Below are 13,678 nucleotides of genomic sequence, written 5' to 3'. Positions count from 1 at the left end.
GCCATGACTGACGAACGCTACATGGCGCGTGCGCTGGAACTGGCGCGTCGCGGACGTTTTACCACCACACCTAATCCTAATGTTGGCTGCGTGATTGTACGCGACGGCGAGATTGTCGGCGAAGGCTGGCATCACCGTGCGGGCGAGCCGCATGCTGAAGTGCACGCGCTGCGCATGGCGGGTGAAAAAGCTAAAGGTGCGACCGCTTATGTCACGCTGGAGCCCTGCAGCCATCATGGCCGCACGCCGCCGTGTTGCGATGCGTTGATCGCTGCGGGCGTCAGTCGCGTGGTGGCGGCAATGCAGGATCCCAATCCGCAAGTGGCGGGACGCGGCTTGTATCGTTTGCAGCAGGCCGGGATTGAAGTCAGCCACGGCTTAATGATGAGCGAAGCTGAAGCATTGAATCGTGGTTTTCTGAAACGTATGCGCACTGGCTTCCCGTGGATTCAGCTCAAACTCGGCGCATCCCTTGATGGGCGCACCGCGATGGCCAGTGGCGAAAGTCAATGGATCACCTCGGCGGCGGCAAGGCGCGATGTGCAACAATTACGTGCCCAGAGTTCGGCTATTCTTACCTCCAGCGCCACCGTGTTGGCAGACGATCCGTCATTAACCGTGCGCTGGGGCGAACTGAATGAAGATGCACGCCAGCAGCTGGATGAAGCCACGCTGCGTCAGCCGATTCGCGTGGTGATTGATAGCCAGCAGCGTGTGACGCCGCAACATCGACTGATGAGTCAGCCGGGCGAAACCTGGCTGATGCGCAGTGAAATCGATCAGCAAACCTGGCCAGACAGCGTCAGCCAGATTGCGGTGCCGCTGCGCGGAGAGCAACTGGATCTGGTGGCGATGATGATGATACTCGGCCAGCGTCAGATTAACTCGGTGTGGGTTGAAGCTGGCGCCAGTCTGGCGGGGGCACTGTTACAGGTTGGACTGGTCGATGAACTGATTGTCTATGTGGCACCGAAACTACTGGGCAATGCGGCACGCGGTCTGTGTGAGCTGCCTGGACTGGAACAATTGGCTGATGCGCCAGAGCTGAAGTTCAGCGATGTGCGCAGGGTTGGCGCGGACCTGCGGCTGACCCTGACGCCCGCTTAAGCACCGACTGAAAAGCCTGAGCGCGTCGCCAAAGAGTATGATAGAATCCGCCCCCTTCTGCGGGGCCATAAATCAAACACCCAAAGGATATGTATGAAAGTTATCGAAGCTCCTGTTGCCACGCCTGATGCTCACATTGCCATCGTTATTGCGCGTTTTAACAACTTCATTAATGACAGCCTGCTGGATGGCGCGGTGGATGCGCTGAAGCGTATTGGCCAGGTCAAAGCAGAAAACATCACTGTGGTTTGGGTTCCAGGCGCTTACGAACTGCCTCTGGCAGCGCGCGCACTGGCAAAAGCCGGTAAGCACGATGCAATCGTGGCTCTGGGAACCGTGATCCGTGGCGGCACCGCCCACTTCGAGTATGTGGCAGGTGAAGCCAGCTCTGGCATTGCCAACGTGGCGATGACCAGCGAAATTCCGGTGACTTTCGGCGTGTTAACCACCGAAAACATCGAGCAGGCGATTGAACGCGCCGGCACCAAAGCAGGTAATAAAGGCGCCGAAGCGGCCCTGACTGCACTCGAAATGATTAACGTATTGAAAGCCATCAAAGCCTGATTTTTGGAAGGGGAATTTTGTGAAACCTGCTGCTCGTCGTCGCGCCCGTGAGTGCGCTGTCCAGGCGCTTTACTCCTGGCAGCTGTCGAACAACGACATTGCCGATGTGGAATACCAGTTTCTGGCGGAACAAGACGTCAAAGACGTCGATATTAGCTATTTCCGCGAATTGCTGGCCGGTGTGGCGACTAACAGCGCGTACCTGGACGGTCTGATGAAGCCTTACCTGTCACGTCAGCTGGAAGAGCTGGGTCAGGTGGAAAAAGCCATTCTGCGTCTTTCGCTGTATGAGCTGAGCAAACGTTCTGATGTGCCTTATAAAGTGGCCATCAACGAAGGCATCGAACTGGCCAAAGTGTTTGGCGCCGAAGACAGCCACAAGTTTGTCAACGGCGTGCTGGATAAAGCAGCCCCACAAATTCGACCCAATAAAAAATAAATGCGAAAGGCCGGTTTACCGGCCTTTTTCTCATTGAGACCTGACTTATGTCCTGTGGTGAATTCGAACTGATCGCACGTTATTTTAACCGCGTTACCAGCTCCCGCCGCGATGTGGAGAAGGGAATTGGTGACGACTGTGCGTTACTGAACGTGCCCGAAAAACAGACGCTGGCCATTAGCACCGATACGTTGGTGGCGGGCGTGCACTTCCTGCGTGATATCCATCCTGCCGATCTGGGTTACAAAGCGCTGGCCGTGAATCTCAGTGATTTGGCGGCAATGGGTGCCGATCCGGCGTGGTTGACGCTGGCGATTACCTTGCCTGAAGTGAATGAAAGCTGGCTGGCCGCATTTAGCGACAGCCTGTTTGAGCTGCTGGATTACTATGATATGCAGCTGATTGGCGGTGATACCACGCGCGGACCGCTGAGCCTGACGTTGGGGATTCACGGTCTGGTGCCGACAGGACGCGCATTAAAGCGTTCGGGTGCCAAACCTGGCGACTGGATCTTTGTCACCGGTACGCTGGGTGACAGCGCGGCTGGCCTGTCGCTGCTACAACATCGTCATCGCCTGAACGATCCGGCTGTCCATGAAGTGTTGATCAAGCGCCATCTGCGCCCCATGCCACGCGTGTTGCAGGGCCAGGCACTGCGCAATCTGGCGACCTCGGCGATTGATATCTCCGATGGTTTGATTGCCGATCTCGGCCATATTCTCACGGCGAGCCGCGTCGGTGCGCGTCTCAATCTGGAAGCGTTGCCGCTGTCCGCTGCGTTGCGCGATCATTTTGAGCCGGAACAGGTGCTGACCTGGGCGTTAAGCGGCGGCGAAGATTACGAGCTGTGCTTTACCGTGCCGGAAGTCAATCGTGGTGCGCTGGACGTGGCGCTGGGTCATCTTGGTGTGCCTTATACCTGCATCGGGCAGATTGCGCCTGAAGCCGACGGGTTGACGCTGCTGGAAAATGGCAAGCCACGTCGTTTTAATCACAAGGGATTTAATCACTTTAATGCGAAGTAAAGATGTAGCGAAAAGCCGCCTGCGCCTGAGCAATCCCTGGCATCTGTTGGCAACCGGTTTTGGCAGTGGCCTGAGCCCGATCATGCCGGGTACTGCCGGTTCGATTGCCGCTATTCCCTTTTGGTGGTTGATGACCTTTCTGCCGTTGCAGATTTACTCTCTGCTGGTGCTGATTGGCATTAGCGTGGGCGTTTATCTGTGCCATCGCACGGCGAAAGACATGGGTGTGCACGACCACGGCAGCATTGTTTGGGATGAGTTTATCGGCATGTGGATTACGCTGATGGCGATTCCGGCGATGAGCTGGCAGTGGGTGCTGGCCGGGTTTGTTATCTTCCGCATCTTTGATATGTGGAAACCCTGGCCGATTCGCTGGTTCGATCAGAACGTGCATGGCGGCATGGGCATTATGGTCGATGACATTATCGCGGGCGTGATATCAGCGGCGATTTTGTATGGATTGGGGCTGGTGCTTTAATTCGGCAGATGCGCCTAACTCACGTGTCTTCTGTCATAATGCGCACCAAAGCTTCAGAGCAAGCTGGTGCCGTTCAGGGGCTGGCAATCCGCAGCGCTGAACGGAACGAGTCTGCCAGGATAGCCCGCAGGACGCGGGCTATTAAATCATTACTCGAATCCTACAACCGGATGTGGTTGATATACCGTCTCCAGCTCGGCGATATCCGTTGAACTCAGCTCCACATCCACTGCTTTAACCAACTCTGCAAACTGCTGCTCGCGCGATGCACCGATAATCGGGGCTGTGACCACCGGTTTATGCAGCAGCCACGCCAGCGCCACCTGTGCACGCGTCACGCCTTTATCAGCGGCAATGGTCGCCAGACGCTCTGCAATCGCCGCATCGTTCTCTTCGGTGCCGGTATAGAGTTTTTCCATCACGTTATCCGATACCGAACGTGCGGTGGTTTCGCCCCATGGACGTGTCAATTTGCCGCGTGCCAGCGGGCTCCACGGCAGCACCGCGATGCCTTCACGTTCACACAGCGGGTGCATTTCGTTCTCTTCCTCGCGCTGAATCAGGTTGTACTGATCCTGCATGCTGACAAAACGTGCCCAGCCATTCTGCTTTTGCAGATCCAGTGCCTGAGCGAACTGTGCAGCATGCATCGAAGAAGCGCCGATGTAGCGCGCTTTACCCGATTTCACCACCTCATTCAGCGCCTCAAGCGTCTCTTCGATCGGCGTGTCGTAATCCCAGCGGTGAATCTGCAGCAGGTCGACATACTCCATGCCGAGACGCGTCAGGCTATCGTCGATGGATTGCAGAATGTTCTTGCGTGACAGCCCCTGAGAAAGGTTGCTGAGCGGGAAATAGACTTTGGTGGCGACAACAACCTGGTCGCGCTGGGCGAAATCTTTCAGCGCACGCCCGACAATCTCTTCACTGCTGCCATCGGAGTAGCTGTTGGCGGTGTCGAAAAAGTTGATGCCCGCGTCCAGCGCCTGCTTGATCAGCGGTCGACTGCTCTCTTCGGGCAGGGTCCATGCGTGATTACCGCGCATCGGATCGCCGTAAGTCATGCAGCCTAAACAGAGACGCGAAACCTGTAAGTCGGTTTGGCCTAAACGAATGGTTTTCATGGGAGCTCCTGCTCTTATGCGTTAGGAATGCCCTAAGCATAGCAGCAGGAGCGGGGAGGGGATTACTGTGCCAGCCAGTCAGTGATTTGCTGCTGAATACCGGCGGCATCCAGCTGATAATCCTGACGAACTTCTTCCTGCGTGCCCTGTGGAATAAATTCATCTGGCAGGCCGAGGTTCAGCACGTGCACACGCAGGCGTTTAGCCATCACGTATTCGTTGACGCCGCTACCGGCTCCGCCTTTGATCGCGCCTTCTTCCAGCGTCACCAGTGAATCATGGCTGGTGGACAGTTCGGCAATCAAGGCTTCATCCAGGGGCTTCACAAAACGCATATCTACCAGCGTGGCGTTCAGCGCTTCAGCGGCAGCCTGTGCTTCAGGCAACAGCGTGCCGAAGCTGAGGATCGCCAGCTTTTCACCACGGCGCTTCACAATGCCTTTGCCCAGCGGCAGGCTGGCCAACGGCTCCAGCGTGGCACCGGTGCCCGTGCCGCGCGGATAGCGCACTGCACTTGGCCCCGCCTGATAGTGATAGCCGGTGTAAAGCATCTGGCGACATTCGTTCTCATCGCTTGGCGTCATGATCACCATTTCGGGCACACAGCGCAGGAAGGCGATATCGAATGCGCCCTGATGCGTTTGCCCATCGGCGCCAACGATGCCGCCGCGATCGATAGCGAACAGCACCGGCAGTTTCTGGATCGCCACATCGTGAATCAGCTGATCGTAAGCGCGCTGCAGGAAGGTGGAGTAAATCGCCACCACCGGCTTGTAACCGCCAATCGCCATACCTGCAGCAAAGGTCACCGCATGCTGTTCAGCAATCGCCACGTCAAAGTACTGTTGCGGATAGTCACGAGAGTAGCTGACCATGCCAGAACCTTCACGCATCGCCGGCGTCACCGCCATTAAACGCGGATCGTCCGCCGCCATTTCGCTCAGCCAGCTACCGAAAATTTTCGAGTAGCTCGGCAGGCCTGGCGCGCTTTTCGGCAGAGAACCGCTGGCCGGATCGAACTTCGGTACCGCATGCCAGGCGATAGGGTCTTGCTCGGCAGGCGCGTAGCCTTTGCCCTTTTTGGTCATGATGTGCAGGAACTGCGGGCCTTTCAGGTCACGCATATTCTTCAGCGTGCTCACCAGCGTCAGCACATCGTGGCCATCAACCGGACCGATGTAATTAAAGCCCAGCTCTTCAAACAGCGTGCCCGGCACCACCATGCCTTTCAGGTGCTCTTCGGTGCGCTTCACCAGCTCTTTGATCGGAGGTAGGCCGCCCAACACACGCTTGCCGCCTTCGCGCAGACGTGAGTATGTTTTACCGGAGAGAATCTGGGCCAGACGATTGTTGAGTGCGCCAACGTTTTCCGAGATCGACATCTCGTTGTCGTTAAGGATCACCAGCATGTCAGGTTTGATGTCGCCAGCGTGGTTCATGGCTTCGAACGCCATACCTGCGGTGATGGCGCCATCGCCAATAATACAGGCAGTACGACGTCCTTTGCCTTCGCGCTCAGCGGCAACCGCCATGCCCAATCCGGCACTGATCGAGGTCGATGAATGACCGACGCTCAATACGTCGTATTCACTTTCGCCGCGCCACGGGAACGGATGCAGGCCATTTTTCTGGCGGATAGTGCCGATACGATCGCGGCGTCCGGTCAGAATTTTGTGCGGATAGGCCTGATGACCAACGTCCCACACCAGATGGTCAAACGGGGTGTTGTAAACATAATGCAGCGCGACTGTTAGTTCGACGACGCCCAGACCCGAAGCAAAGTGGCCGGAAGACCGGCTCACGCTATCCAGCAGATACTGACGCAGCTCGTCACACAGTACCGGAAGTTTTTCTTTCGGTAGTAAACGTAATTCCTGAACCGTGCTCGCTAATGCCAGTGTCGGGTATTTTGCAATATCAAAACTCATCAGAGACTCATTATGAAAGTTATTTATCGCGTTCAATTATGAAGCTTGCCAGTGCTTGTAATGCGGTGGTGTTGTAGGACTGCGCCGCCAGAATCTCTAACGCGCCCAGTGCTTCCTGATAAAGATCCCACGCTTTACTGCGGGCATTATCCAGTCCCATCAGCGCCGGATAAGTGCTCTTACCCAATGCCTGATCCGCGCCCTGAGTTTTGCCCAGCACCGCGGTATCGCCCACCACATCAAGAATGTCATCCTGCACCTGGAACGCCAGTCCGATGGCGTTGGCGTAGGTATCCAGGACCGGAAGTGCCGCACGGCCACGTTCACCCGCCGTCAATGCGCCAAGACGCACTGCAGCGCGAATCAAAGCGCCAGTTTTATGACGATGAATCTGCTCGAGCTGGGCGAGGTCAATGTGCTTGCCTTCTGCGGCGAGATCCAGCGCCTGGCCACCGCACATGCCTGCCACACCGCTGGCCTGAGCCAGTTCGGAGATCATCGCAATGCGATCTTGCGGGCTGACGCCGGGCATCGGCTCATCGGCCAGAATCGAAAACGCCAGGGTTTGCAACGCATCACCAGCGAGAATTGCTGTATCTTCACCATATTTTATATGGCAGGTTGGCTGTCCGCGACGTAACGCATCGTCATCCATCGCGGGCAGATCATCATGAATCAGAGAGTAAGCATGAATGCACTCAACGGCAGCGGCCGGGGCATCCAGGCTGGCCGCATCGGCCTTTAACATCTCGCCCGTGGCGTAAACCAAAAATGGACGCAGACGCTTACCGCCTAATAGTGCCCCATATTGCATGGATTGCACCAGAGGAGAACTCTGAAAAGGAAGTGGATCTATTAAGCGTGTCAACGCCAGATTGACGCGTTCGTGATACGCGTTGAGTAATTTGGCGAAATCCATCAGTCATTTTCCGGCGTGAACGGCGCGAGCGCGGCATCTTTGTCATCGCTGAGCAGGATCTGCACGCGCTGTTCAGCCTGCTGCAGGGTTTGCTGACCGGTGCGTGCCAGCTGTACGCCGCGTTCAAATTCGTTCAGTGCTTCTTCCAGCGGCAGTTCACCACTTTCCAGACGGCTGACGATTTGTTCCAGCTGCTGTAATGCGCTTTCAAAACTGGCTGGCGCTTCGGCTTTTTTCGGCATAATCAGTGTCGACTCACAGGTTAGGAATCATCTTGCAATCGGTCATGGTAGCCGACGAGGATTAATTAGCAAAATAATGAATGTGATTGCGGTTGCAGAAGCGGTCATCTGACAAAGGTGGTATACTTTTGCGCCTCGGATGCGGGCGCCTCTGCGTTACCCGTAATTATATGATTTTACCAGTTAAGTGCCGATGGTTTTAGCACTTATTTGCCCAACGAAGCTGTGTCGCCATGAAGTTTATCATTAAGCTCTTCCCTGAAATCACCATCAAAAGTCAGTCGGTGCGTTTGCGCTTTATCAAGATCCTGACCGGTAACATCCGCAATACCCTGCGTACTGTCGACGACGAAATCGCCGTGGTGCGCCACTGGGACCATATTGAAGTGCGCGCTAAGAAAGAAGCGCTGCGTACCGTCGTTATTGATGAACTGACGCGCATCCCCGGTATTCACCATGTACTGGAGGTTGAGGATCAGCCTTACACCGATATGCACGATATCTTCGAGCAGACGCTGGCACTGAATCGCGAACGTCTGGAAGGGAAAAGTTTCTGCGTGCGCGTGAAGCGTCGTGGCAAACACAGCTTCAGCTCGATTGAGGTTGAGCGTTACGTGGGTGGCGGTCTCAATCAGCACATTGAGACTGCACGCGTGCAGTTGAAAAATCCCGATGTGACGGTCAATCTCGAGATCGAAGACGATCGTCTGCTGCTGATCACCGGCCGTTATGAAGGGCTGGGTGGTTTCCCGATCGGGACGCAAGAAGATGTGCTGTCACTGATTTCAGGTGGCTTCGACTCCGGCGTTTCCAGCTATATGCTGATGCGTCGTGGTTGCCGCGTGCACTACTGCTTCTTCAATCTCGGCGGTGCCGCGCATGAAATCGGCGTGCGTCAGGTCGCGCATTATCTGTGGCAGCGTTATGGTCGTTCGCATCGCGTGCGCTTCGTGGCGATCAACTTCGAGCCGGTGGTAGGCGAGATTCTTGAGAAAGTGGATGACGGCCAGATGGGCGTGGTGCTGAAACGCATGATGGTGCGTGCGGCATCGATGGTCGCTGAGCGTTACGGCGTGCAGGCGCTGGTGACCGGTGAAGCGCTGGGCCAGGTATCGAGCCAGACACTGACCAACCTGCGTCTGATTGATAACGCCTCGGATACCCTGATCCTGCGTCCGCTAATCTCGCATGATAAAGAGCACATCATCGATTTGGCGCGCCATATCGGCACCGAAGATTTCGCCAAAACCATGCCGGAATACTGCGGTGTGATTTCGAAAAGCCCAACGGTAAAAGCGGTGAAGGCGAAGATCGAAGCAGAAGAGCAAAACTTCGATTTCGAGATCCTCAATCGCATGGTGCAGGAAGCCAGCAACGTCGATATCCGCGAGATTGCGGAGAAGGCACAGGAAGAAGTGGTGGAAGTGGAGACGGTGGTCTCGTTCACCGCAGATGATGTGGTGCTGGATATCCGTTCTGTGGATGAGCAAGAGGCATCACCGCTGGCGCTGGAAGGCGTGGATGTGAAATCTCTGCCGTTCTACAAATTGAGCACACAGTTTGGCGATTTGGATCAGAACAAAACCTGGCTGCTGTATTGCGATCGCGGCGTGATGAGCCGTTTACAGGCGTTGTATCTGCATGAGCAAGGCTTTAAAAACGTGAAGGTCTATCGTCCGTAACGGTGATAACCTGGTAACGGCGTGATTCATCGCGCGTGTCACACTCGGCACCTTGCCACTGTGACATGCGCAATACATTGCGCCGCTACCGTTAAGTGCTTTTTACTGCATTACAATGCGGTTATTCACGCTCTTCAAATTCCTGATAGTTATAAATCCCCGCCGCTAATACCAACTGTGACGCCACTTCACGCGCTTTCTCTTTATCCACCAGCAGATCAATCAGCTTCAGTGCAAAATCAATCGAAGTGCCTGGACCCTGGCTGGATAGCAGGTTGACGCGCGGATCCCATACCACACGGCGATCCATCCAGTGTTTGTCAGGGATGGTGTCGCGCAAGCCAGGAAAGCCGGTCATATTGCCTACCGGGAACAGATCGTGCGGAATCAGCACCGTGCCAGGTGCGGCACAAATCGCGGCAACGATTTTCCCTGCCAGATGAAACTGGCGTACGGTTTCCACCAGCAGTGGGCTGTCACGGAAGGTCTCTGCGCCCTTGAGGCCGCCGGGCAGCACCACGGCGTCATAATCGTTATCCGCCACCTCAACCAGTGGCGCATCGGCCAGCAGGCGCACGCCGCGTGAGCAGACGATCTCGCGCGTGCCATCGCTTTCGACACTGGCGGTGGTGACGCTTAAGCCCGCGCGGACCAGCAGGTCGATAGTGGTGACAGCTTCAATCTCTTCACTGCCATGTGCCAGGCAAACCAGAACCGATGCGGTCGCGCTCATATTGGGACTCCTTGCGTTTAATCAGATCGTACAAACGGGTGTTCTCCGGCAGCGCAATGCCCTGCGCGCGAGCGCGGCGCAGCAGGTAGCCGGTGATGTAGTCAATTTCTGTCAGGCGCTGGGCGCGCACATCCTGCAACATTGAGGAGGTATTCGCTGCGGTGCTGTCGATGACGTCATAAATGATGTCGCGCAGGTTATCGACCGCAATGTGCTGGCCTTCACGCTCCATCACCCAGGCAATCTCTTCACACAGCGTGGCAATCTGCTGCGGCCAGGCACGCAGGGCACCGTTCTGGCAATCGTGTTCAACGGTAAGCGGATTAATCACGCAGTTCACCGCCAGTTTGCGCCAGCTGGCAGAAGCAATGTTGTCATGCCAGGCCACGTCCGGCAGCGCCTGATGCAGGATATCGGCGATATCGCTCATCGCGGCACTTTCACGTCCGGTGGGACCGATATGTGTGATGCCCTGCGCAACGTGTTTGATCACCGTGCCATCGCGCATCGCCGCGTGGGTGGTAATGCCGCGCAGCAGCGGTTGCTGCAACTCCTTCAGCTCTTCCAGCGTGCCCATGCCATTGTGCAATAACAAAATGGCAGCATGAGCAGGCAGGATGCTTTGCAGGTTTTTGACCGCCGGGGAAACCTGTGGCGCTTTAAGTGTCACCAGCAACAGCTGGCTTTCGGCAAGAAACAGCGGATCGTTGGCGATAAACGTGTGATTGCTGACTTGTCCTTGCGGATCAATGACGTTCACCGAGCAATAGGGCTGCGGCACGCGCAACCAGCCCTGAACCTCATGTCCCTGACGTGCGAGCGCGGCGAGCCAAATTTGACCCAGGGCGCCACAACCCAACACGGTAATTTTCATTTTGCCTCCCGCTGACGGGTTCTCAATTTCACGACATCGTTAAGTATAGCTTTCCGCGTATCGTGTTTAATTAGCGCCATAAGACGCGTATTATGCATGTCACTTTAGTATCAGGAGAAGAAAAGATGCCATCTTTCGATATCGTTTCCGAAGTCGAACTGCCGGAAGTGCGTAATGCGGTGGAGAATGCCAGCCGTGAAATCTCAACCCGTTTCGATTTCCGCAACGTGAGCGCCAGCATTGAGCTTAACGAAAAGAATGAGACCATCAAAATCACCAGCGAATCTGATTTCCAGGTTAAACAGCTGGTGGATATTTTGCGTGAAAAGCTGCTGAAACGCGGCATTGAAGGCGCAGCGATTGAAGTGCCAGAAGAGATCATTCACAGCGGTAAAAGCTGGAGCGTAGAAGCCAAGCTGAAAAAGGGTATCGAAAGCGATATCGCTAAAAAGCTGGTGAAGCTGATTAAAGACAGCAAGCTGAAAGTGCAAACGCAGATTCAGGGTGAAGAGCTGCGCGTGACCGGTAAATCACGCGACGATTTGCAGGGTGCAATGGCGCTGGTGCGCGGTGGCAACCTTGGTCAGCCCTTCCAGTTCAAGAACTTCCGCGACTAATCGCGTTTGTCGCGTGCGGCACGACGATAGAGCGTGCTGCGCGCGACACCTAATGCCTCCGCCGTTTTACTGATATTGCCATTGAAGCGTTGGAGCGTTTCGCTAATCAGCCGCTCATCATGGCTCTGCTTATCTTCCGCTGGCACCGCCGCTGCTCGGCGATATTCGGCTGGCAAATGCACATCAGTGACTTCTTCCCCTTCGTCCGCCAACGCCAGCAGCACGCGCAACAGACTGCGCAATTGCCGCACGTTGCCCGGCCATGGCAATTGTGCCAGCGATGCCAGCAAGGCGGGAGAAAGCTGGATATCGCGATCTGCGCCGCCCAGCTCAATCCACAACCGACCAATAAAGTCTTCGATATCTGGCCAGGCACGCAACGGCGGGATGGTCATGGAAAATTCCTGCAAGCGATAGAGAAGATCCTCGCGGAACTCGCCCTCGGCCACACGCTGCGCCAAATCACGGTGCGTGGCGCAGATCACGGCAAAATTCACCGGCCAGCTGCGACTGGAACCGAGCGGCGCGACCTCTTTTTCTTGCAGCACGCGCAGCAAACGGGTTTGTAGCGCCAGCGGCATATCTCCAATTTCATCAAGAAACAGCACGCCACCATCCGCCTCGCGGATTTTACCGATGTAGCCATTTTTGCTGGCTCCGGTAAAGGCACCAGGCTGATAACCAAATAGCTCGGATTCAATCAACGCTTCCGGAATGGCAGCACAGTTGATGGCGACAAACTTCCCATCACGCCAGCGACTCTGCTGATGCAGCGCACGGCTGACATACTCTTTACCGCTGCCGGTTTCACCGTGAATGCACAACGACACACCGGCATTCATCAGACGCACCATTTTCTCGCCATCGCGACCCAGTGAGAAGGGAAGATCCACGCTGGGTTCACTTGGCGTAGCAAAGTGGGTGCGGTGCGGAGCGCGCAGGCGGAAGTAGTAGCGCTGTTGTGCAAAATGAATCGGTAAAGGAATGGTGTTGGCCTGCTGTTCGAGCTGATCAAACAGCTGCTGGAATGTCAGGGTGCCCAACTGCCCGGTGGTGAGATTGAGTTCACGCATCGCCAGGCGGTTTGCGGCGGTGAGCACATTATCGGAGAACACCAGCAGCAACTCATCACTGGTATCAATGCCGTGCGGCTCAACGTGCAGGCTCATCAACCATTGTTGGGGATGCAGGCTTTGCTTAACCCACAAATACTCGATCTGTTTAGCGGCGGCTTTGACCCATTGAAACGTTTGCGGATGCGGGAAGTGCGCTGGGCCAGAGATATCCAGCACGCCCGCAATCTGACCGTTGGGCATTTGCAACGGCATGGCGGCGCAGTACAGCCCCTGATTCAAGGTGAGAAAATGTTGCTGGCCTTCAATTTCACAGCCATCGTCAATCGCTAGCGCGGTGCCAATCGCATTGGTGCCGCGCCCGCATTCGCTCCACAAATTGCCAGGGGCGAGGGCGAATCGCTGCGCTTTCTCCATCGATTGCATGTCGCCAAAGGTGTTCAGTACCAGTCCGGTGGCATCAGAAAGAATCACTACGGATTGTTTTTCCGCCAGTTTCTGCGCCAGCTGTTTGATCACCGGTTGGGCAAATTGTTGCAGCCCGGCATTACTGGCCAGCACATCAGCCAGCTCACCCTGGCGGACGCGAGGAAAATCATCGGCGGTGCGGTCGAGACCATACAGCTGGCTACGAAACCAGGAGTCGCTCAAAAGCGGGTTGGTATTAACGGCAGACGCGGCTGAATTTCCCTGCATTGGTAACCTCATGCCTAAGCGAAAGTGTTGCAGCATTGTAGCGGGTTGGTTTCTGCGGTGTTGCGATACGCAACACAGATGAGGATTTTGGTGGCAGAAACCGTGCGTTTAAAAGGGCTATTGGTTTTATAAATTGATGATAGATAAAACGATTTTTCGAAAATTCGCAAGCTGAAA

The 13,678-nt window shown here is 55.6% G+C and carries 14 protein-coding genes; 7 read left to right on the top strand and 7 right to left on the bottom strand.

Features of this window, described 5'->3' with window-relative positions; genetic code table 11:
- The first annotated feature begins 3 nt into the window (after positions 1-3).
- From ribD to pgpA, 5 genes are all read left to right on the top strand, one after another.
- On the top strand, positions 4-1,107 hold the full coding sequence (gene ribD, locus CRO33_RS06425) for a bifunctional diaminohydroxyphosphoribosylaminopyrimidine deaminase/5-amino-6-(5-phosphoribosylamino)uracil reductase RibD (RefSeq protein ID WP_097117500.1): 1,104 nt from the start codon (positions 4-6) through the stop codon (positions 1,105-1,107).
- A gap of 93 nt (positions 1,108-1,200) precedes the next feature.
- Positions 1,201-1,671 carry a 6,7-dimethyl-8-ribityllumazine synthase gene (gene ribH / locus CRO33_RS06420; protein ID WP_034831031.1) on the top strand — a complete coding sequence of 157 codons (471 nt, stop codon included), beginning with the start codon at positions 1,201-1,203 and terminating at the stop codon, positions 1,669-1,671.
- A 19-nt stretch (positions 1,672-1,690) separates the two neighbouring features.
- Positions 1,691-2,110, top strand: coding sequence for a transcription antitermination factor NusB (gene nusB / locus CRO33_RS06415; RefSeq protein ID WP_038648596.1), 420 nt, complete (start codon positions 1,691-1,693; stop codon positions 2,108-2,110).
- A gap of 47 nt (positions 2,111-2,157) precedes the next feature.
- A complete protein-coding gene (gene thiL / locus CRO33_RS06410; RefSeq protein WP_097117499.1) occupies positions 2,158-3,135 on the top strand; it encodes a thiamine-phosphate kinase in 978 nt (325 codons plus the stop codon).
- Entirely contained in the window at positions 3,125-3,613 is a 489-nt protein-coding gene (pgpA, locus tag CRO33_RS06405; RefSeq protein ID WP_034831038.1) for a phosphatidylglycerophosphatase A, read from the top strand. The genes thiL and pgpA overlap by 11 nt, the downstream gene beginning before the upstream one ends.
- Positions 3,614-3,762: 149 nt before the next feature.
- Here pgpA and CRO33_RS06400 read toward each other — a convergent pair whose 3' ends face one another.
- From CRO33_RS06400 to xseB, 4 genes are all read right to left on the bottom strand, one after another.
- Positions 3,763-4,737 carry an aldo/keto reductase gene (locus tag CRO33_RS06400; protein WP_097117498.1) on the bottom strand — a complete coding sequence of 325 codons (975 nt, stop codon included), beginning with the start codon at positions 4,735-4,737 and terminating at the stop codon, positions 3,763-3,765.
- Positions 4,738-4,799: 62 nt separating this feature from the next.
- Positions 4,800-6,665: a 1-deoxy-D-xylulose-5-phosphate synthase gene (gene dxs, locus CRO33_RS06395; RefSeq protein ID WP_097117497.1), complete on the bottom strand. Its 1,866-nt coding sequence runs from the start codon at positions 6,663-6,665 to the stop codon at positions 4,800-4,802.
- Between the two features lie 19 nt (positions 6,666-6,684).
- Positions 6,685-7,584 (bottom strand): (2E,6E)-farnesyl diphosphate synthase, encoded by a 900-nt coding sequence (ispA, locus tag CRO33_RS06390; protein WP_034831043.1) that lies wholly within the window; start codon positions 7,582-7,584, stop codon positions 6,685-6,687.
- The gene (gene xseB / locus CRO33_RS06385; RefSeq protein ID WP_034831045.1) at positions 7,584-7,826 is read right to left on the bottom strand and encodes an exodeoxyribonuclease VII small subunit; all 243 of its coding nucleotides are present in this window, start codon (positions 7,824-7,826) and stop codon (positions 7,584-7,586) included. Before xseB ends, ispA begins: the two co-directional genes overlap by 1 nt.
- 233 nt (positions 7,827-8,059) lie before the next feature.
- On the opposite strand from xseB, the gene thiI reads away from it, so the two are divergent.
- Positions 8,060-9,508, top strand: coding sequence for a tRNA uracil 4-sulfurtransferase ThiI (thiI, locus tag CRO33_RS06380; RefSeq protein ID WP_097117496.1), 1,449 nt, complete (start codon positions 8,060-8,062; stop codon positions 9,506-9,508).
- 121 nt (positions 9,509-9,629) lie between these two features.
- On the opposite strand, the gene yajL is transcribed toward thiI, so the two are convergent.
- Together yajL and panE are read right to left on the bottom strand one after the other, a co-directional pair.
- Entirely contained in the window at positions 9,630-10,241 is a 612-nt protein-coding gene (gene yajL / locus CRO33_RS06375) for a protein deglycase YajL (protein WP_097117495.1), read from the bottom strand.
- On the bottom strand, positions 10,195-11,115 hold the full coding sequence (gene panE, locus CRO33_RS06370; RefSeq protein ID WP_045833921.1) for a 2-dehydropantoate 2-reductase: 921 nt from the start codon (positions 11,113-11,115) through the stop codon (positions 10,195-10,197). The genes yajL and panE overlap by 47 nt, the downstream gene beginning before the upstream one ends.
- Positions 11,116-11,240: 125 nt before the next feature.
- On the opposite strand from panE, the gene CRO33_RS06365 reads away from it, so the two are divergent.
- Positions 11,241-11,732 carry a YajQ family cyclic di-GMP-binding protein gene (locus CRO33_RS06365; protein ID WP_034831052.1) on the top strand — a complete coding sequence of 164 codons (492 nt, stop codon included), beginning with the start codon at positions 11,241-11,243 and terminating at the stop codon, positions 11,730-11,732.
- On the opposite strand, the gene CRO33_RS06360 is transcribed toward CRO33_RS06365, so the two are convergent.
- Entirely contained in the window at positions 11,729-13,501 is a 1,773-nt protein-coding gene (locus CRO33_RS06360; protein ID WP_097117494.1) for a sigma-54-dependent Fis family transcriptional regulator, read from the bottom strand. The genes CRO33_RS06365 and CRO33_RS06360 overlap by 4 nt on opposite strands.
- Positions 13,502-13,678 lie beyond the last annotated feature (177 nt).

It is taken from the genome of Pantoea sp. GL120224-02, assembly GCF_900215395.1.
GTDB classification, from domain to species: domain Bacteria; phylum Pseudomonadota; class Gammaproteobacteria; order Enterobacterales; family Enterobacteriaceae; genus Pantoea; species Pantoea communis.
The sequence above is the reverse complement of the archived record's forward strand: the minus strand, read 5'-3'. Positions and strand labels throughout refer to the sequence as shown.